The 20275-nt window shown below is 57.7% G+C and carries 16 protein-coding genes; 11 read left to right on the top strand and 5 right to left on the bottom strand.

Annotated features, from left to right (window positions below; all coding sequences use genetic code 11):
• Positions 1 to 164 precede the first annotated feature (164 nt).
• Positions 165 to 884, top strand: coding sequence for a transcriptional repressor LexA (gene lexA, locus NAC44_RS15610; protein ID WP_250942235.1), 720 nt, complete (start codon positions 165 to 167; stop codon positions 882 to 884).
• On the opposite strand, the gene NAC44_RS15605 is transcribed toward lexA, so the two are convergent.
• Complete coding sequence (locus tag NAC44_RS15605) at positions 865 to 3516, bottom strand: ComEC/Rec2 family competence protein (RefSeq protein WP_250942234.1); 2652 nt, start codon at positions 3514 to 3516, stop codon at positions 865 to 867. The genes lexA and NAC44_RS15605 overlap by 20 nt on opposite strands.
• A gap of 357 nt (positions 3517 to 3873) precedes the next feature.
• On the opposite strand from NAC44_RS15605, the gene gltA reads away from it, so the two are divergent.
• The 7 genes from gltA to NAC44_RS15570 all read left to right on the top strand — a co-directional run bounded on the left by gltA (position 3874) and on the right by NAC44_RS15570 (position 11664).
• Entirely contained in the window at positions 3874 to 5163 is a 1290-nt protein-coding gene (gene gltA / locus NAC44_RS15600; protein WP_250942232.1) for a citrate synthase, read from the top strand.
• Between the two features lie 280 nt (positions 5164 to 5443).
• Positions 5444 to 7333 (top strand): peptidylprolyl isomerase, encoded by a 1890-nt coding sequence (locus tag NAC44_RS15595; RefSeq protein WP_250942230.1) that lies wholly within the window; start codon positions 5444 to 5446, stop codon positions 7331 to 7333.
• 16 nt (positions 7334 to 7349) lie between these two features.
• A complete protein-coding gene (gene trpD, locus NAC44_RS15590) occupies positions 7350 to 8363 on the top strand; it encodes an anthranilate phosphoribosyltransferase (protein WP_250942228.1) in 1014 nt (337 codons plus the stop codon).
• Positions 8364 to 8365: 2 nt separating this feature from the next.
• Positions 8366 to 9181 (top strand): indole-3-glycerol phosphate synthase TrpC, encoded by an 816-nt coding sequence (gene trpC, locus NAC44_RS15585; protein ID WP_250942226.1) that lies wholly within the window; start codon positions 8366 to 8368, stop codon positions 9179 to 9181.
• On the top strand, positions 9178 to 9666 hold the full coding sequence (gene moaC / locus NAC44_RS15580) for a cyclic pyranopterin monophosphate synthase MoaC (protein ID WP_250942224.1): 489 nt from the start codon (positions 9178 to 9180) through the stop codon (positions 9664 to 9666). The genes trpC and moaC overlap by 4 nt, the downstream gene beginning before the upstream one ends.
• The gene (locus NAC44_RS15575; RefSeq protein WP_250942222.1) at positions 9666 to 10883 is read left to right on the top strand and encodes a molybdopterin molybdotransferase MoeA; all 1218 of its coding nucleotides are present in this window, start codon (positions 9666 to 9668) and stop codon (positions 10881 to 10883) included. The genes moaC and NAC44_RS15575 overlap by 1 nt, the downstream gene beginning before the upstream one ends.
• Before the next feature lie 52 nt (positions 10884 to 10935).
• A complete protein-coding gene (locus tag NAC44_RS15570) occupies positions 10936 to 11664 on the top strand; it encodes a phosphatase PAP2 family protein (RefSeq protein ID WP_250942221.1) in 729 nt (242 codons plus the stop codon).
• On the opposite strand, the gene NAC44_RS15565 is transcribed toward NAC44_RS15570, so the two are convergent.
• The 3 genes from NAC44_RS15565 to NAC44_RS15555 all read right to left on the bottom strand — a co-directional run bounded on the left by NAC44_RS15565 (position 11634) and on the right by NAC44_RS15555 (position 15226).
• Positions 11634 to 13103: a cobyric acid synthase gene (locus tag NAC44_RS15565; protein ID WP_250942219.1), complete on the bottom strand. Its 1470-nt coding sequence runs from the start codon at positions 13101 to 13103 to the stop codon at positions 11634 to 11636. The two genes, NAC44_RS15570 and NAC44_RS15565, sit on opposite strands and share 31 nt — an antisense overlap.
• A 68-nt stretch (positions 13104 to 13171) precedes the next feature.
• The gene (locus NAC44_RS15560; protein WP_250942217.1) at positions 13172 to 14203 is read right to left on the bottom strand and encodes a glycosyltransferase family 2 protein; all 1032 of its coding nucleotides are present in this window, start codon (positions 14201 to 14203) and stop codon (positions 13172 to 13174) included.
• Positions 14204 to 14206: 3 nt separating this feature from the next.
• Positions 14207 to 15226 (bottom strand): glycosyltransferase family 2 protein, encoded by a 1020-nt coding sequence (locus NAC44_RS15555; protein WP_250942216.1) that lies wholly within the window; start codon positions 15224 to 15226, stop codon positions 14207 to 14209.
• Between the two features lie 183 nt (positions 15227 to 15409).
• Here NAC44_RS15555 and NAC44_RS15550 point away from each other — a divergent pair, with 183 nt between their 5' ends.
• Genes NAC44_RS15550 through NAC44_RS15540 form a run of 3 tightly spaced genes read left to right on the top strand, consistent with a single transcriptional unit; the run spans position 15410 to position 19334 of the window.
• Positions 15410 to 17194 (top strand): O-linked N-acetylglucosamine transferase, SPINDLY family protein, encoded by a 1785-nt coding sequence (locus tag NAC44_RS15550; protein ID WP_250942214.1) that lies wholly within the window; start codon positions 15410 to 15412, stop codon positions 17192 to 17194.
• A gap of 38 nt (positions 17195 to 17232) precedes the next feature.
• Positions 17233 to 17586, top strand: a complete 354-nt coding sequence (locus NAC44_RS15545; RefSeq protein ID WP_250942212.1) for a hypothetical protein — start codon at positions 17233 to 17235, stop codon at positions 17584 to 17586.
• 5 nt (positions 17587 to 17591) lie between these two features.
• Positions 17592 to 19334: an O-linked N-acetylglucosamine transferase, SPINDLY family protein gene (locus NAC44_RS15540; RefSeq protein ID WP_250942209.1), complete on the top strand. Its 1743-nt coding sequence runs from the start codon at positions 17592 to 17594 to the stop codon at positions 19332 to 19334.
• On the opposite strand, the gene NAC44_RS15535 is transcribed toward NAC44_RS15540, so the two are convergent.
• Positions 19222 to 20028 carry a phosphodiester glycosidase family protein gene (locus NAC44_RS15535; RefSeq protein WP_250942207.1) on the bottom strand — a complete coding sequence of 269 codons (807 nt, stop codon included), beginning with the start codon at positions 20026 to 20028 and terminating at the stop codon, positions 19222 to 19224. The two genes, NAC44_RS15540 and NAC44_RS15535, sit on opposite strands and share 113 nt — an antisense overlap.
• Positions 20029 to 20275 lie beyond the last annotated feature (247 nt).

Below are 20275 nucleotides of genomic sequence, written 5' to 3'. Positions count from 1 at the left end.
GTCAGATGCTCCAGCAAGCCTGCCAGCCGTTCTTAATAATGAAACGCGATGTGCTTTCGGCCCTGTTAGCAGCATACTCCCTCAAAATTAAAGGCTTGCAGAACACATATGGAACATATAGTGTCCGTTCTGGATTTGTTTCACAGTTTTAAGGACATATGTCGATGCTGACGCGCAAGCAACAGGAGCTTCTGCTGTTCATTCATGAGCGGATGAAGGAATCGGGCGTGCCGCCGTCCTTTGATGAAATGAAGGATGCGCTCGATCTTGCTTCGAAATCGGGAATCCATCGGCTGATCACTGCGCTCGAAGAACGCGGCTTCATTCGCCGCCTGCCCAATCGCGCCCGAGCACTGGAGGTGATAAAGCTGCCAGAAGCTATGGCAACAAGCATTCCGCCACGTCGCGGGGCTTTTTCGCCCTCCGTCATCGAAGGAAGCCGGGGGAAATTGCAGCCCGTGACGTCAACACCATCCAAACCGGTGGAAGACATCCGCAATGCCGCAAGCGTTCCGATGATGGGACGGATTGCTGCAGGCGTGCCAATTTCCGCCATTCAGAACAATACGCATGAGATTTCCGTTCCTGCCGAAATGCTGGGACAGGGTGAACATTATGCCTTGGAGGTTCGCGGCGATTCGATGATCGAAGCCGGCATTCTCGATGGCGATACTGTGATCATCCGCAATGCCACCACCGCCACGCCCGGTGATATTGTCGTCGCGCTTGTCGATGATGAGGAAGCCACATTGAAGCGCTATCGCCGCAAAGGAGCCTCCATTGCACTGGAAGCGGCCAATCCGGCTTATGAAACCCGTATTTTTGGACCTGATCGTGTGAAAATTCAGGGAAAGCTGGTGGGGCTCATTCGCCGGTATCATTAAATATACCGTCAGTTGGACCATCGTCGTGACCATCTGGCAAATCGTAACTTTGGCTTCGCCAGTTATAGTAGCGATGACGGATCCAGGGTCGGTTTTCACCGTTGAACGCTTTGGTGACTGCAAGTGTCCGGCTTTGTCTGTCTCCCAGGCTGAGTTCCAAGGCGCCAGTGCGCCTGAGTACATCCCGGCTGATAACAATGGGAGCGTTCGGCACTGAAACCGCAGAGGTCTCTGTTACGACGTTTGAAGGAACTGTCTTGTGTGCGTTCCTTGCCAGGACATCTTCTTGATCGTCGTGATCGGCACAGGCAACAGAATAGGCTGTAAGGCTTGTGATGATCAGATCGGCATTTTGACAGGCGGCTTCGGCATAATCACGGTCGCGAAGCACGGCTATGCGCCAGCCGCCATGCATCTCGGCGAGGCAGAGACTTGCACCGCTGCACTGAAAAATGCCGGGAAAAGACAGAGCCTTGTCGCGAAGCAGCATCGTCTGTGACAAGGCCATATCGGCTGACGTCTTCCGTCGCGCAGCCTTTCTTTTCGTCTTTCCTGCCTTATCCTCTGTGTCACCGTCGCTGCTGTGCTCCTTGTTGCTGCGCCGGGGTCGTGGAATCGTTTCCGGTTCAAGGATCTGGTGGATGTCGAGCACAGTTTGCCATTGGGCAAAAATAAAACTGGAGGGATTTTTCTTGCTGATCGCAATGGAAACGCCCCCGTCATCTCCTCTCCTGTTCACGATCCCGACCAACTGCCCGTCCTCGGCAATGGCAAGCTCGGCCAGCGGCGGTTTCGGTCTTGCCAGTTCATAACCGCCAGCTGCCAGCATCATGGCAAGGCCGATCAACCGCAGACGTGTATGCAACAGTAGAAAAATGATCAGGCCCATGCTCATCACCGGCAGGAACCACGGATCGAAACGGTCAAACCGCATCACCCCCTGCCAACTGGCGACGGTGTAACCGATATCCAGCACAAGGCTGAGCCCCTTGCCCATGAGCAAGAGCGGCCAGTAATCCAGACCGAGCGGCATCAATATCATGCCGATCATTGCCGATGGCATGACAATCAGCGAGATCAACGGTTCGGCCATGAGATTGGCTTCGATGCCATTCAAGCCGATGCGGTGAAAATTCCCCGCAGAATAAAGGGAGGTCGACAGGCCGCCGATGGCAGACGTCAGCATGACGGCGCCGATCCGTTTCAAAAGCGGCCATATCCAGGTCATGAAAGGCAGCTTCTCAACGGAAAAAGACAGTTTCGGCCTTTTTGTCCAAAGCGCAAAGCCGCTGATCAAGGCGAAGGTGGCGGAAAAGGACATTTGCAGGCTGGGGCCAAGGATCTGGGACGGAGAGATCAGAATCACCAGCAAGGCGGCAAAGGCGGCATTGCGCAGGCTGAGTACCGAGCGATTGAAAAAGGCAGCCGCCAGAATAATGACCATCATCAGATAAGAGCGCTGGGCGGCAACATCATAGCCGGAAATGCAGAAATAGGCGGTGGTCGTGGCGATGGCCCCGGCTGCTGCGATTTTCTTGGTCGATACGGTTTCCGCCAGCCCGGGAATCAGGCTGAGAAACTTGCGGATACCGATAAAGAACAGCCCCCCGGCCAACGCCATATGCAGGCCTGAGATGGAGATGATATGGGCAAGACCGGAAATGCGTAGCGCCTCGTTGGCTGAGCTTGACAATCCACGCCGCTCACCCGTGACAATAGCGGCGGCAAAAGCGCCCGGATCCCCCGGAACAACCCGTCTAATTCGATTGGTGATCACATCACGCAAGCTCTGGGTCCAGCCTTCGATTTGATGCAGCAGAGAATGAAACCGCCCGTCCTGGAGCCATCCTGCCGGAGTGTCGGCCCGTTTTGGCGGTGCATAGAAATAGCCAATCGCGCCAATGCCGTCGAAATAGGAATTGAAGGCAAAATCGGTCAGTCCCGGCAGAGCCGGCCCGGAAGGAGGGCTTAAGCGCGCCCTGCCCTCAACAATATCGCCGGTCCTGAAGATTTCTCGGGAAGACCGAGCCACAAGCGCCACCCTTTGCGGCATTCGTTTGAGCTCGGGTTTTTCCGTGCCGATCAGATCGATCACATATCTTTGATTCCCACTTGCATTTTCTTCCGAGGAGATGACCTGACCCCTTATGGTTGTGGTCACGGCCTCATCGAGAAGGATGGTCTGCGCCCGAAAGGTTTCATGACTGGCCAGCACCATGCCAAGCAGGGCAAAACTGGCCGCACCAAACAGCAAACCCGCAACAGGATGGCGATAGCGCAGCTTATGCCAGCCCAAAATAGCAAGGCTGGCAAAGATCAGAAGCGGCCAGACAGAGAGATCGTCAGGCCTCGTCAGCCACCAGATCGCACCTGTACCATAAACGACAGGAGCGAACAGAAATGCCCTTCCCTGGGCCAGTTCGGCCCGTAAAGACTGGCGCAGCAAAACGGCAAAGCGCTCTGAGAAGCTGGGTAAAAGCGGTGCGGAAGGCAGGATATCTTCAACTGGATCGGCAGTGAGGCTATCCTCGTCGGAAAAATGCTGCACCGGCGAAATCCAGGGGGCAGCTTTCACAACCGGTCCCTTCGCCGGCGGCTCCCTCACCAGTGTCCATTCGTCACTGTCCGCCATCTGCCCCTTCTTGATCCATGCCCGCGGGCAGCCATGCAGACAAAAACATCTTATAAAGACAATACTGAAAAATAATGAAAATGAACGCCTTGTTAATCACCCATCTTCCGGCACACCGCCAGCCGATTGGCTGATGAAATCACAATAGCAATCCGCGGATGCGACGAACAGAGTTTACTCTTCATTTTACCTAATAGCTTTCTGGTTGTTCCATTGTGTCATTTTGTCTTTTTGCAATGCACGCTTTCTTGGTTCGATAGCTTGGCATTAACCTCTGGATCATATAGCTATCGTCACAGATGAAACTGGAGGCGAGCCGACAGCCATGCCGTAGCGCCTCGCATTCGGAGGACCACCATGACTGATCAAGGCGCAAATATCAAAGTCGGAGACAAGGCTGCCGGTTTGTCCGTACGCAGCGGTACGATCGGCCCCGACGTGATCGATATCGGCACACTCTACAAGAACACCGGCATGTTCACCTACGATCCGGGCTTCACGTCCACGGCGTCCTGCGAATCGAAGATCACCTATATCGATGGTGACGAAGGCGTGCTTCTGCATCGCGGTTATCCGATCGAACAGCTCGCCGAAAAGGGTGACTTCCTCGAAGTCTGCTATCTGCTGCTTTACGGCGAACTGCCGACGGCTGCCCAGAAGAAGGATTTTGACGAGCGCGTCACCCGCCACACCATGGTGCATGAGCAGATGACCCGCTTCTTCACCGGCTATCGCCGTGACGCCCATCCGATGGCGGTCATGGTCGGCACGGTCGGTGCGCTGTCCGCCTTCTACCACGACTCGACCGACATCACCGATCCGCATCAGCGCATGGTGGCAAGCCTGCGCATGATCGCCAAGATGCCGACGATCGCCGCCATGGCTTATAAATACCATATCGGCCAGCCCTTCGTTTATCCGAAGAACGATCTGGATTATGCCTCGAACTTCCTGCGCATGTGCTTTGCCGTGCCCTGCGAGGACTATAACGTCAATCCCGTTCTGGCCCGCGCCATGGACCGGATTTTCATCCTCCACGCCGATCACGAGCAGAACGCGTCGACCTCGACCGTGCGTCTGGCCGGCTCGTCGGGCGCCAACCCGTTTGCCTGCATCGCCGCCGGCATTGCCTGCCTTTGGGGCCCGGCTCATGGTGGCGCCAATGAAGCAGCGCTCAACATGCTGCAGGAGATCGGCTCGGTCGACCGTATCCCGGAATATATCGCCAAGGCCAAGGACAAGAACGATCCGTTCCGCCTGATGGGCTTCGGTCACCGGGTCTACAAAAACTACGATCCGCGCGCCAAGATCATGCAGAAGACCATGTATGAAGTGCTGGAAGCGACCGGTAATGCCAACAACCCGCTGATGCAGGTGGCGCTCGAACTGGAAAAAATCGCCCTCAGCGACGAATACTTCATCGAGAAGAAGCTCTACCCGAATGTGGACTTCTATTCCGGCATCACGCTGCGTGCACTGGGCTTCCCAACGGAAATGTTCACCGTTCTCTTCGCTCTGGCCCGCACCGTCGGCTGGATTGCCCAGTGGAACGAAATGATCGAAGATCCGCAGCAGCGTATCGGCCGTCCGCGCCAGCTTTATACCGGCGCACCGAAGCGCGACTATCTGTCGATGGACAAGCGCTGAGCACTCGCGTCAGCCAGCCTCAAAGAAACCCGGCCATGGTGCCGGGTTTTTTGTGTGAGGGCTGCGATGACGGCTTTGCACTTTTTGCATTTTCCCGGTTGACTGCCTTCAATTTCTAAAGGCTTTGCTTTAAGGACAGGTCCGTGCTTCGCTTGCCGGTGAAGCCGTTAAGGCTGACTGCAAGGTCCCGTCATTGTGACGACTGCGGTAAATTTGAAAGATTGAGCGGTTTTTCCGGTTGAAAACGCTCTCGACCAACACTGATGAGGTTTGCGTTCCCATGCTCGTAACTTTGCGAAAAACCGCCAATTCCTGGCTGGTAAAGGGCCTGCTCTTACTGCTTGTCGGTTCTTTCGGAATTTGGGGCATTTCCAGTTCGCTGGTCAGCAGCACGCCGGACGCCGTCATTCAGGTGGGTGATCAGACCGTTAAGGTCAATGAGTTTCAGCTGGCTTACAAGCGTGAGCTTGCCGATCTCAGTCGCCGCTTTGGCACCCAGATCACCGCAGAACAGGCGCGCTCTCTTGGTGTGGAACAGCAGGTCTATTCGCAGCTGACAGCAGGGGCTGCACTTGACCAACTGGCAAGCGACATGAAGCTCGGCCTCTCCAAGGACAAGCTGGCGCAACTGCTTGCCGAAGACCCTGCCTTCCAGAATGCCAATGGCCAGTTCGACCGCCAGCTGTTTACCAGCCGCCTGCAGAATGCCGGTATTCGCGAAAATGATTATATCGCCGAACGCTCGAAAGTGGCGCTGCGCAGCCAGATCGTCGATGCGGTGGCCTCGGGCTTTACCGGCCCGAAGGTGCTTGTCGATGCATTGACGCTCTATCGTCAGGAAACCCGATCTGTCGATTATCTGCTTCTGACGGCAGCGAATATCGAGCCGATTCAGGCTCCGGACGAAAAGACACTGCAAACCTGGTTCGATACGGTGAAATTCCGCTATCGTGCGCCGGAATATCGCAGTTTCAACTATGTCACGCTGGAGCCGCGCGACCTTGCCGACGCCAAGGCGATTACCGACGACGAGATCAAGAAGGAATATGAGAGCCATCTGCAGGCCTATGAGGTTCAAGGCTCACGTACCATCGAACAATTGACCTTCAAGACGAAAGAGCTGGCCGATGCAGCGGAAAAGCAGCTTCAATCGGGTGCCAAAACCTTCGATCAGCTGATTGCCGATCAGGGCAAGAGCAAATCCGACGTGCTGCTTGGCGATTTCACCAAAGCGCAACTGCCGGATCAGACATTGGCCGCGGCCGCCTTTGCCGTCACCAAGGATGGCGACGTCACCCCGGTGGTCGATGGCGCCTTCGGTCCGGTGATCCTGCGCATCAGCAATATAAAGCCCAGCCATACCAAAAGTCTGGACGAGGTGAAGGATCAGATCCGCGCCGATCTTGCCGCCGCCGCCGCCGCCGACAAGGTCAATGCCGTGCATGACAAGTTCGAGGATCTGCGCAATTCCGGCGCAACCCTTGCCGAAGCAGCAGAAAAAACCGGCCTCAAGCTGGTCAAGGTCGACAGCATCGACAGCCATGGCAGCGATAACCATGACAAGCCGGTCCTGCTGCCCGACTCGCCCGATCTTTTGAAAACCGTGTTCACCACCGAAATCGGCAGCGAGCCCCTTCCGCTCAATCTCGGTCGCTCCGGTTATGTCTGGTTCGAGGTGACGAAAATCGACCCGTCACGGGACAGAACGCTGAGTGAGGTCAAGGACCGGGCCACCGCCGACTGGATGAATGAGCAGCGCAAGCAGGCGCTGACAGCAAAAGCGGAAGCCTTGAAAACGGAAATGGAACACGGCAAATCGCTTGCCGATATTGCCGCCGAAACCAAGCTGACCATCCAGACAAAGGATGGCATTCGCCGCGACACAAAGGATCAGCTTTTTGGCCAGGCCGCAATTCGTGCGATCTTCCAGGGTGGGGTCGGCGCCGTTGGGGCAACCGCCGGCGAAGAGCCGATGACGGCGATCCTGTATAAGGTCAAGACAGTAGACACTCATCCGAAAACTGACGTTCTCGGTCAGGACAAGCAGCAGATCGTTGCCTTTGCCAATGCCGCAGGTGACGATATCCTCGACGAAATGGTCAATCAGTTGCAGTCGAAATATGGTGTAAAGCTGAACCAGTCTCTGGCACAGCAGGCCATGATCCGCTGATCGGGAGGGAAAGCGCATGAATGGTCTCAAGCCTTTCATCGCCAAGGTGGCAGGTGGCGAAGCACTCTCGCGACAGGAAGCGGCATCCGCCTTTGACATTCTGATGTCGGGGGCTGCAACGCCTGCCCAGATCGGCGGCTTTCTCATTGCACTGAGAATGCGGGGTGAAACGGTTGGCGAAATCGCTGGCGCCGTCTCTGTGATGCGAGCGAAAATGCTGCCGGTGAAAGCGCCCGAACATGCCATTGATATTGTCGGCACGGGCGGCGACGGCACGGGAACCTACAATATATCGACGCTTGCCGCCCTGATCGTCGCAGGCGCGGGCGTGACCGTCGCCAAGCACGGCAACAAGGCCCTGAGCTCGAAATCCGGCGCGGCCGACAGTCTGACGGCGCTTGGCGTCAATCTGGAAATCGGCCCGGACATCATCGCGCGCTGTATCGAAGAGGCCGGGATCGGCTTCATGTTTGCCCAGATGCATCATGCCGCCATGCGCCATGTCGGTCCCGCGCGTGTCGAGCTTGGGACGCGCACGATTTTCAATCTTCTCGGGCCGCTCGCCAATCCTGCCGGGGTCAAGCGCCAGTTGCTGGGCGTCTATGCGCCACAATGGGTCGAGCCCTTGGCCGAAACCCTGCGCGATCTTGGCAGCGACCGTGTCTGGGTTGTGCATGGCAACGGGCTCGACGAGATCACGACGACAGGAACAACAAAGGTTTCCGCCCTGGAAAACGGTGATATCCGTCACTTCAACCTCTCGCCAGTAGATTTTGGCGTCGAAACGGTCAAGCTTGAGGCGCTCAAGGGCGGCGATGGTGTGCATAATGCCAAGGCACTCCGTGCCGTTCTTGAAGGTGCGAAGAATGCCTATCGCGATGTCGCACTCTGTAACGCCGCTGCTGCGCTGGTTATTGCCGGCAAGGCTGCAACGATCGAAGAAGGCATGGCATTGGGCGCACAATCGCTTGAAAGCGGCTCAGCCCTTGCCCGGCTTGAAAAGCTGATTGCCGTCTCCAACGGAGGATAAGCATGAGTGATATCCTGAAGAAGATCGAAGCCTACAAACGGGAAGAAATCGCCGCCGCCAAGACGGCCCTTCCCCTTTCCGAGATCAAGGCTCGCGCTGCCGACCAACCCGTCGCACGCGGATTTTACAAGACGCTCAAGGCAAGACAAGACGAAGGCCGTTTTGGCCTGATTGCGGAAATCAAGAAGGCCAGTCCGTCCAAAGGTCTGATCCGTGAGGATTTCGATCCGCCATCGCTGGCAAAAGCCTATGAGGAAGGCGGCGCAGCCTGCCTATCCGTCTTGACGGACAAGCCAAGTTTTCAAGGCGCTCCGGAATTTCTCATCGCAGCACGGGCGGCTTGCGCACTTCCGGCACTGCGCAAGGATTTCATGTTTGAAACCTATCAGGTTTATGAGGCTCGCAGTTGGGGGGCAGACTGCATTCTGCTGATCATGGCCTCGCTTTCAGATGCAGAAGCCGCCGAGCTTGAAGGCGTGGCCCATGAGCTCGGCATGGATGTGCTGATCGAGGTACATGACGAAGCAGAGATGGAGCGTGCGCTTCGTTTGACGTCACCGCTTGTTGGCATCAATAATCGTAACCTGCGCACTTTCGAGGTCGACCTTGCCGTTAGTGAGCGACTGGCCTCCATGGTGCCGTCTGACCGGCTTCTGGTCGGCGAAAGCGGCATTTTCACCCATAGCGATTGCATGCGGCTGAAAGCGTCCGGCATCAACAGTTTTCTTGTCGGTGAAAGCCTGATGCGCAAGGCCGATGTCAGGTCCGCCACGCGAGAATTGCTGACTGGCAAGAGTGCCAGTATTGCTGCCGAATGACAGCGGGTCTGACCCATATTGATGCGTCCGGCGAGGCGCATATGGTCGATGTCGGCGACAAGAATGAAACCGTTCGTGTCGCAACAGCGGAGGGCCATGTGCGCATGGCCCCCGCAACACTGGACCTGATCCTCGCTGGCAACGCCAAGAAAGGCGATGTGATCGGTACCGCGCGGCTTGCCGGTATCATGGCAGCCAAGCGCACCGCCGATCTCATTCCGCTTTGCCATCCGCTGATGCTGAGCAAGGTTTCCGTCGAGATCAGCGAAAACCAAGCCTTGCCCGGTCTTGTCGTGCGCGCCACGGTAAAGCTCACTGGCAAGACCGGCGTTGAAATGGAGGCGCTGACGGCGGTGTCCGTCGCCTGCCTGACGATTTACGACATGGCAAAAGCCGCCGATAAAGCCATGGAGATCGGCGGCATCCGGCTTTTGGAAAAAACCGGCGGCAAATCCGGCCCTTACCGGCTGGAGGAGGCTGGCTGATGGCGCTTTTGCCGGTTGAGCAAGCGCAGGCGCGGCTGCTGGAGAAGGCTCATCCGCTGACCGGAACGGAAGACGTGCCGCTGTCTGTCGCACGTGACCGCATTCTTGCAGCCGATGTTCATGCAAATCTCACCCAGCCGCCGTTCAACGCCTCTGCCATGGATGGTTATGCGCTGAAGAGCGAGGACGCGGCTGAGGCCGGGGTCGAGTTGACCGTGGTGGGCGAATCGGCTGCCGGTCGCGCTTTTACCGGCACGTTCAGTCGCGGCGAATGTGTGCGCATCTTCACCGGCGCTCCGGTTCCCGATGAGGCGGATGCCGTTCTCATTCAGGAAAATGTTAAAAAGCACTCTGACGAAAACCGCATCATCGTGCTGGAACCGGTCGGCAAAAACCGCAATATCCGCCCACGCGGTCAGGATTTTGCCGCAGGTGACAGGCTGATGACGGCTGGCACCTGTCTTGGCTTTTCCACCATCATGCTGGCTGCTGCCTCCAACAACGCTGTGGTCCGCGTCTATAAAAAACCGCTTGTTGCGCTGATTGCCACCGGTGATGAACTGGTGTCTGCGGGAGAAATACCGGGGCCGGATCAAATTATTGCCTCCAACAGCTACGGCCTGAAAAGCCTTGCTGAAAGCCTTGGTGCCGAGGTGCTCGATCTGGGTCTGGTGCGCGACGACAGGAAAGACATCATCGCCGCCATTCGCCGCGCCGAAGCCGCGGGCGCCGATGTGCTGGTCACGACGGGCGGTGCGTCGGTCGGCGATCACGATCTGGTGCAGCCTGCCCTGCTGGAGGCGGGCATGGTGCTCGATTTCTGGAAAATTGCCATGCGGCCGGGTAAACCTCTGATGGTCGGACGGCTCGGACCGATGACGGTGCTGGGCCTGCCGGGCAATCCGGTCTCCAGCATGGTCTGCGCCCTTTTGTTTCTGGAGCCGCTCATCTGCCGTCTCGGCCATCGCCAGAGACCGGACCGGCTGAGAATGGCCCGCACCGCCACAGCCCTTGCCGCCAACGACCAGCGGCAGGATTATCTGCGCGCCAGGATTATGAACGAGGATGGGGCTGCAATGGTGGCAACTCCCTTTTCCCGGCAGGATTCCTCAATGATGCGGGTGTTGGCTGAAGCCAATGGCCTGATCATCCGCCCACCACACGCGCCAGCGCTTGAAGCGGGCGCGCCCTGCCCTGTTCTTCTTCTTGATCTGTAAGGCTTGGAAAAGGCACGCTTCAACCCTATCTCCTCAAAAAAGGAGCAAGACGTTGAAATTCATCCGCAATCAGCTTTTAAACCGCGTAGAACCAAGACTGCTTCTGGCGCTCACGGTCCTTGGCGGACTCCTGCTTGCTTTCGCCAAGATCAGCGAGGATGTGGTGGAGGAGGAAAGCCATGCCTTCGACAGGGCAATCTTGCTGGCACTGCGGTTGAAGGATGATCCTTCGATGATGATCGGCCCGCATTGGCTGGCATTGGCAATGCGCGACATTACCAGCCTGGGCGGCTTTACACTGATTTCGCTGATCACCCTTTTATCGGTTCTCTATCTCACCGCCGCACGGCAATATCGCAATGCCGCTATCGTCACGCTGGCGATCACTTTCGGCGCGCTGGCCGAACGCGGCTTGAAGCTGCTCTTTTCGCGCCCTCGACCAGAAATCGTGCCGCATCTGGTCGAGGTGCAGACCATGAGCTTTCCAAGTGGCCATGCGATGATGTCGGCCATTACCTATCTGACACTGGGGGCTATGCTGGCCCGCGCCCAGCCCACCCGGCGTCTGCGGGTCTTCGTCATCTTGAGCGGGCTGTTGCTGACCCTGCTCAGCGGCACCAGCCGTGTGTTTCTCGGCGTGCATTACCCAACCGATATTCTTGCCGGTTGGACGGTGGGCGGTGCCTGGGCTTTGATGGTGTGGATGATCGCCGACTGGCTAAACCGCCAGGATAGAGGAGAGACAAAAAATCAGTCTCGCTCCGATCCGCCGAAAAGCTGATCGAGAAAGCGCGGGTCAAGCACCTTTTCCAGTTCCAGCGCCACATCATCCAGCGCCTGCTCAACCGATTGGCGATAGTTTTCGCTGGTCTCGAGTACGCCGAAATCCTTGAGCAGGGCCGCGCGAAAGGCGTCATTGGCAAAGAGCCCATGCAGATAGGTGCCGAAAACCCGGCCATCGGCTGAGGTTGCACCATCGGGAACATTGCGAATCGACAGCGCCGGACGCGCGCAATCCGGCCCCGTGGTCTTGCCGAGATGAATTTCATAGCCCTGCAGCGGCACATCGTAGTGCAGAGCGCGGGCCGGACTGTTGGCCACCGTCTTTTCCGGGGCCATGACGGTCTCAATATCAAGTAGACCGAGCCCTGCCACTTTTTTCGGCAGACCTTCAAGGCCAAGCGGATCATCAACGCTTTGCCCCAGCATCTGATAGCCGCCGCAAATGCCGATGATCCGCCCGCCTCGGCGGCGATGGAGTTCAAGGTCGCGGTCCCAGCCCTGCCGACGCAGATCCTCAAGATCGCCAATCGTGGATTTCGAGCCCGGCAGGATGACGAGCGCAGCATCGGCAGGCAGGCGCTCACCGGGGCGGACATAGACGAGATCGACGGCAGGCTCTGCCGCAAGCGGATCGAAATCGTCAAAATTGGCGATGCGTTGCAGCATGGGAACGGCAATTTTCAGCGCGCCGTCCGCGCTGCGGGTCAATCGCTCCAGCGCCACGGAATCTTCGGCGGGCAATCTGGCCGCCGCCTTCAAAAACGGCACGATGCCGAAGGAGGGCCAGCCGGTATAGCGGCCAATCGCCTTGATTCCATCGGCAAACAGGCTCTGGTCGCCGCGAAACTTGTTGATGATATAGCCGCAGATCATCCGCCGATCCGCGTCCGGGAGGATCGCATGGGTGCCGACCAGCGAGGCAATCACGCCGCCCCGATCGATATCGCCGACCAGCACTACAGGCACATTGGCGCAGGTGGCAAAGCCCATATTGGCAATATCTCCGGCGCGCAGATTGATCTCGGCGGGCGAGCCAGCCCCCTCGACGATCACCAGATCCGCCCCGGCCTTGATCCTGTCGAAACTGTCGAGCACCGCCCCGAGAAGCTGAGGCTTCAGCCGTTGATAATCGCGCCCAGCAGCCTGACCGAATACCTGGCCCTGCACCACGATCTGACTGCCGTTTTCGCTTTGAGGCTTCAGAAGTACCGGGTTCATATGCACCGACGACGGCACCCCGCAGGCCAGCGCCTGCAGCCATTGCGCCCGGCCGATCTCGCCGCCATCATCGGCAACGGCGGCATTGTTTGACATATTCTGCGGCTTGAAAGGACGGACATTCAGCCCCTTCAGGCGGGCCAAACGGCAAAGACCGGCAACGAGAACGGTCTTGCCGACATCCGAGCCTGTTCCCTGCAGCATGATGGTGCGCGTCATCCGGGTCTTGTCCTCACGCTGAAATCATCCGGCGCTTATCGCCTTTCAGACCGGACAAGTCAAAGAGCTCAGTTCGCCAGTGCCGCGCGAAAAAAGGCGACATAGCGATCCTTCAGCCCCGGCTGCAGCCGGTCCACCAGCATCAGAGAAAGCTGGAAGCGTGTGAAACTGTCGGCTTCCTCGGTGATCATGGTGCAAAGCGCCAAAGCGTGGTCGTCGAAACCGGCGGGATCGTCCGCCACCCGGCTGGTGAAATCGAGCAGCAGGCCGGAGCTCAACCGTGCGGTCAACTGCGCCTTGTCATCCTCGCCAAGCGCCACGACCGGTGAGGATACCAACACGAAAAGGTCGAGATAGGTCAAAAGTCGCATCCACAGCGGCGAGGCTTCCGGCAGGCCAGCCTCCCGGTAAAGACCGGCCAATGAAGCCGCAGATGTCTGCGCATCGGCCCAATTGCCCAGCCGATAACGATAGCGGATCGAGCCATCGAAGAGAACCGGCCCGCAGGCCAGCTGGCACAACACGACAGACCAGTCGGTATAGGCGCCGCCATTCGGATGAAAGGCCGTCAAAAGACGCATGATCCCCTGCAAGGTCCGACGGCGAAAGATGCTGTAAAAGGCGCTGTTTCGGCCGCCCGCTTCGCTCAGATAGGTGCGCATCCGCTCGGCCGGGTCGGCGCCCGGCAGGCTGAAGGTTCGTGTTGCCGAAACACTATCGTTTTCCCCCACTTCTTCACGCACGGGAAAAAGCCCGGCTACGCCTGCGGGAAGACAGGCAAGGTCGACGGATGGTTCACCCGCATCGGCAAAGATCAGATCGTCATCCGCCATGGGCATGATGAAGTCGGTTTCTGCTGCCTGAATAGCACAATTGAAGTTGAACAGCGCCCGCTTTTCCCGACTGGCAAGATAGCGGAGCCTTGGCGAGACACTCTGGCAAAACCGTTGTTTTTCAGGATCGTCGGCACTGTCGGCAACAATCAGCAACGCATCGCGAGCCTCACAAAACGCCAGGGCGCTTTCAATCGCCGCCCGGCTTTTCTCAAGCGGCTTGTTGCTTGGCATGGACAGGCTCAGCAAGGGCATGGAAACGGCCATCGTTCACGTGCCGGAAATCGCTGCCTGAATGAAGGCAATATATTTGTCCTTCAGGCCGGGCTGCAACCGTTCCGCCATCAGCATGGCCAGTTGAAACTGGGTAAAGCTGTCCTTTTCATCCAGCACCATTTCGGCAAGCTGCAAAATATCCTCGCCATAAAGCGCCGGTGTTTCCGCCACCTTCTGAACAAAGGCACCGAGAAGCCGGTTGACGGTATGCTTGCCAAGCTGCTGCCGTTCGTCGATCGACAGCGGCGATCCCACCCGGTTGACCAGCACGAAGACATCGAGAAACAGAAGAAGCGTCTCGAAATGCATCGCCATCTCCGGCAGGCCAGCCTCCTTGAGCAGGGAGGCGCGCATGGTCTCGACCTGTTCTGCCGTCTGCCAGCGCGAGGCATTATAGCGATAGCGGATCGTGTCATCCTTGCCCATCTTGCCGGAAGAAAACAGGCTCAAGGTGAGCGCCCAATCGGCATAGGCGCCCTTTGTCGGGTGATGGCGCAGGAAAAGATCCATAACGGATAGCCAGATCTCCCGGCGGAAGATCGAGTAGAAAGCAGCATTGTCTGTAACGAAGGACAGATAAGCGAACATGCGCTCCGCCGCCGTTTCGTCTTCCAGCGCAAAGGCACGCGTCGCAACGGTCTGGCCATCCGGCCCGAAGGTTTCGATCACCGGCAAAAGACCGATATGATCGAAGGGAATATCGTCCAGATCGACCGCTTCGATGCCCTCATCCGCCACGATGGCATCATCATCACCAATCAGCATGATGAAGGGCGTCGTGGCGGCGGAGACGGCATTGAACATATTGGCAAATGCGTTTTCCGCCTGGCTTTCCAGCCAGATAAGCCGTGGAGAAATCTGCTCCAGAGCTGCACGCTTCTCAGCCTCACCCGAATTATCGGAGATGACGAGAAGCGCATCACGTGCCTCGCAAAAGGCAAGCGCGCTGTCGATGGAAGCACGCGCTTCGGCAAGAGGCCTCCGGCTTGGCATGCAAAGGGTCAAGGCGGGCATGGTGTCTCCCTGCACAGGCGCGCAGCCTGAAAATGACTTGAAACGAATCCTGACAAAACAGAGAGAGACAGTCGGCACAGAAAAGGGTTATGTCAATCAGAGGCAAAACAGGCCGCAAGCCTCGCTCAAGCTTGACTGCGCAGACCCTGTTCTGCGGTCAGACACCTGAAACCGGAGAGGAAAATGCCGATGCCCTCTGCCATGGAAAGAGCCATGCAGCTCTATCAGGCGCAGGATTTTGCCAGCGCCCGCATCCTGCTTGAAGCCGAAAGGGACCGTGCCGCCCTGCCCCTGCCGGGCCTTCTGATTCTTGCTCAGTGCCAGGCGAGGCTTGGTGACAATGCATCTGCGGCAACACTTTATCGTATCGCTGCCGATGCGATGGAAGGCGTCCCCGATAAGATCGCACTCCTGTCACTGGCCCTGACGCTGTTGCGCACCGCCGGACGTTTCGATGAGGCCCATGACGTCGCCCGCCTGCTGCTCGGGCTTGATCCACGCCATCAGGAAGCAGCTTATGTCTTTCGTCACACTTTACGCCAGCGGCTCGATATCGAAGAACAGCGAAGTTCCAATGCCGCCATCCTTGCCGGAATGCGCCGAAACGACCCCTTTTATTTCGGCATTGAAAGCCCACTCAACCATATTGCCTGGTGCGCGGACGAGGCCTTGAACAGCCGCGTGACGTTTGTCGAGGGCGCTGCCGCTTTTACACCGGAGGATCGTCATCGCCGCAGGCACCGGCCGCATGTTTATTCCCAAAGACCGCGGGTGGGCTATCTCTCCAGCGATTTTTCCGATTGTCACGCCACGATGCAGCTTTTGCAGGGCGTGCTGGATTTTCACGATCCGCAGGCCATCGATTTTACCCTGTTTTGCCATACCAGCCCGGCCATGATTGCCGCCGACGGTGATTTTCGCAAACGTCATGCCGAGCGTATCGTCCCGCTGGGCCATCTTGACACGGAAACAGCCTGCGCTGCGATCCGGGCGCGCCAGATCGATATTCTGGTCGATCTCAAGGGACACACGCTCGATGGCCGCCTCGATATCGTCAATCGCGGGCCAGCCCCGATACAAGTCGCCTATCTCGGCTTTCCCGGCAGCCAGACAGGGGTGGATTGCGATTACATCGTCACGGACGCCATTGTGACGCCGCCGGAAAGCCGGCCATGGTATCATGAGAAATTCTGCCTGCTGCCGGACTGCTATCAGCCGAATGACAATCTGCGCCGGTCGCTGCCGCCGCCCTTGTCGCGCAAGGCGCTAGGCCTGCCGGAAGGCCGCTTCATCTTCGCTGCAATGAATGCCATCCGCAAAATCACGCCCGACTGTTTCGATCTGTGGATGGAGATCCTGCGCCGCACCGGCGACAGTGTGTTATGGATGCTGAGCGGTGGCGCGCTGGCAGACGATCATTTTCGCCGTGCCGTTGCCGCTGCTGGCATTGATCCGGCCCGTGTGATCTTTGCCGCCAAAACCGGCTATCTCGACCATCTCGCCCGCCTTCCCGCTGCCGATCTCGGTCTCGACAGTTTTCCTTATAATGGGCACACCACGACCTCGGAACAGTTATGGGTGGGGCTGCCACTTGTTACCAAACGCGGCACCCATTTTGCCTCACGGGTCTCCGAGAGCCTGCTGCACGCCATCGACCTGCCGGAAATGGTTGCAGACAATGATGCTGCCTTTGTCGATCTGGCCGTGAGGCTCTCGCAAGAACCGGAGACACTGGCGGCTTTGCGGCAAAAGCTCATCAAAAACCGGCGTATCGCGCCACTCTTCGATACAGAGCGTTACACACGCCATCTTGAAAAAGCCTTCGTCATGATGATCGAGCGGGCGCGACAAGGGCTGGAACCCGATCATTTCGCCGTTCCCCCTTTGCCGCCGCGCAGCAGTCCCTTTGCCATCGGCCCCTCTTCTCTGGGTTGCGGCGCAAGCTACGCACCAGTCCGGCCTGATTAAGCAGAACACGATATGACAATCCGTTGCAGGAGGACAGAATGTCACCACCCAGCGCCCCCTTTCCTGACCGCGATACGGTGTCTGCCAAGCTGAGCAGCCTGGGTGAGGAGGATCAATCCTTTCTGACCCTGTTGCTGGAAAATCCGCAGCAGGATGAAGCTCTGGCAGAAGGGCTTTATCTCTATCTGGAAACGGCGGCACAGGCGAAATTCCTCAATTCGCTGAAACTGGAACGCGCCGGGGAATGGCTGGGCAACACCGCCCCTGCAAGGCTGCAGATCCGCCTCATGGAAATCGCCCGTTCCAGCCAGCATGCCGCCTATCACGCTTTTCGCCAGGGACTGGTGCGGTCCGGCGGGCTGGAGCGCGCCTATCCGAAATCGGCACTCTAAGGACCATGCAGGACACAGAGAGACTGGCCCGTGCCATGCAGCTTTACAAAGGCGGAGAGACAGACGCCTGTCTCAGCCTTTTGCAGCCGGTCATGGACAGCGGAGAACGGCCATTTCCGGCGGTTTTGCTGGCGGCGCAATGTCATGCGCGGCTGGAGCAGAATCTCGAAGCCGCCCGGCTTTATGTCGAAGCCGCCGGTCAGGCTGCCGGCAATCGCGAGCTGCTTTATCTTTTGGCAGCGCGTCTCTATCTGATGGAAGAGAAGGACGAGGAGGCCTTGCCGCTTGCCTTCAAGGCGGTACGGGACGATCAATTCGATCCGGAAACGCACAATACTGTGCGGCGCCTGCTGCGCTCCCGGCTGCTGATCGCCAAGGCAGAGGCCAGCAATACCGCTGTGCTGAAGGGAATGGAGAGTCGTGATCCGGCCTTTTTCAAGGTCGATGATCCCTATGATCATCTGCTGTGGTGCGGTGATGAAGCGATCAATCACCGCCAGACCCGGATGTCCAAGGGCGAAGCCTTTACCCCGGCCTCAAAACAGGCGCGGCGCAGCCTGCCCCTGCCGGGAAACGACCGGATCAGGATCGGTTACCTCTCCGCCGATTTCTGCGATCAGCATCCGACAATGCGCCTCTTTCGCGGCGTTCTCGCGAGCCATGACCGTGAGCGCTTCGATATTCACCATCTTTGCATAACCCCGCAAAGCATGATTGCCCATGACCGGGGGTTCCGGGCTGATCTTGCCAATCTGCACTGCCTGCCCAAGGATGACGAGGCGGCAAAAGAAATGGTCCGCAGCCTCGATCTCGATATTCTGGTCGATCTCAAGGGGCACACCAAGGATTGCCGCATCAATCTGGTCAATAGCGGCCTTGCCCGGCTGCAGGTGGCCTATCTCGGCTTTCCCGGTTCCGCTTTCGGCATTGATTGCGATTATGTCATTGGTGATAGCATCGTCACCCCGGATAGCGCCCGACCTTATTATCATGAGAAATTCTGTCGCCTGCCGGACAGCTATCAGGCCAATGACAATCTGTTTCGTCCTTTGCCGCCGCCTGCTACCCGCAAGGATCTCGGCCTGCCGGAAGAGGCCTTCGTGCTGGCCAGTTTCAACGTTGTGCGCAAGATTTCACCACAAACGGCAAGGCTGTGGGCGCGGCTGATGGCGGCAATCCCGAATGCGTTGTTGTGGATCCTCTGCCCACCTGCAACGCGGCAAAATTTTCTGGATCACATGGTGTCCCTGGGGGTATCGGCAAGCGCCATTCATTTTGCCGATTTCTACGGCTACGAGTCCCATCTCGCCCGGCTGCAATGCGCCGATCTCGGCCTCGACACTTATCCCTATAACGGTCACACAACCACATCGGACAAGCTGTGGGCGGGCCTTCCCGTCTTGACCCACAAGGGCAGCAATTTTGCCTCACGTGTCTCTGAAAGCCTGCTTCATGCCCTCGGTCTCGATGAACTGGTGATGCAAACGCCCGACGATCTGGTGGCCTATACTGCCCGATTGGCGCAGGATCGGGACACCCTCGTGACGCTTCGCCGCAAACTGGGCGAAAACCGATTCCTGAAACCGCTCTTCGATACGGAACGCTTCACCCGCCATCTGGAAAGCGCCTTTACCCTCATGGTTGAGCGGGACCGGTCGGGGCTGGAGCCGGACCATTTCGATGTGCCTCCGCTGCCGCCGCGCTGTCATCCCTTTTCTTGTCCGCTTGTTGGGCATCATCCGCGATGACGGCAAGGATCGGACCCAGCGGCGCACCCCGATCGATACGCTGGTTCTGCGGCTCGGCGATGGCGGAAATGCTGCCATCGAGAAAGAGCGCATTCGGCGTGTGCAGGTCATCACGAAACAAAAGCGCCATATCGTAAAAGCGTACCGGATCCTCGCTGAGCACGAAGATGACATCGCCTTTGTCATCGACACCGACACCATTGCGAATTTTCAGGCTATCGCTATCGGGCAGGAAACGGGGATGAATCCTGCCATCAATCACCAGCATCGGCCCGGACTGCGTGGCCATATCCGGTGAAATGCCGGAGTTGAGAAAGGCCTGTGTTTCCATCACACCGGCAATCCGGCCCTCTCGGTAAAAAACCCCGTTCGGCTTGAGATAGAAATTGCCCCAGCCATCACCGGTCACTGCTGGTTTCAGGGTCATGCCATTGGCAATGAACAGACCGGCCGGATCGAGATTATCCAGATACATGCCGCCATTCATGCCGAAAACCAGTCGCCTTCCCTCTGCCGAAAGCTGGCTCTGCAAACGGTCGAAACCGGCATAGGGAATACCGTCCGGCGCGTGATCATAAAGACGGATCATGTCGTGACGGGGATCGAAACGGCAAATGCGATAGGCGACCCCACGAAACATCCAGTCATGACAGAAGCCGGTTTGCGCCATAACCGGCACGGGCATCAGCGCCATCAGGATTGTGGCCAACTGGATCAGGTATGAGCCGTTGATTTTAAGATAGTTTATCCCCAAATCCTTCATGACGGTTGCGATATTCCACTTTACAACTTTATAATTTCATTAATTAATAATTAACGTGAGAACTGGAGCCGAAGAGCACCACGAAGGGTAGAGGCAAGTTATGCTCATACCATGCATGACGACCAGCAATCACAGCATAAACCGTTTTTTGTGAGGCAAATCCAAACAAAGCCACGTA

The organism is Allorhizobium sonneratiae, from assembly GCF_023700755.1.
Taxonomy (GTDB): Bacteria; Pseudomonadota; Alphaproteobacteria; order Rhizobiales; family Rhizobiaceae; genus Allorhizobium; species Allorhizobium sonneratiae.
This window is presented reverse-complemented; position numbering and strand designations above follow the sequence as displayed.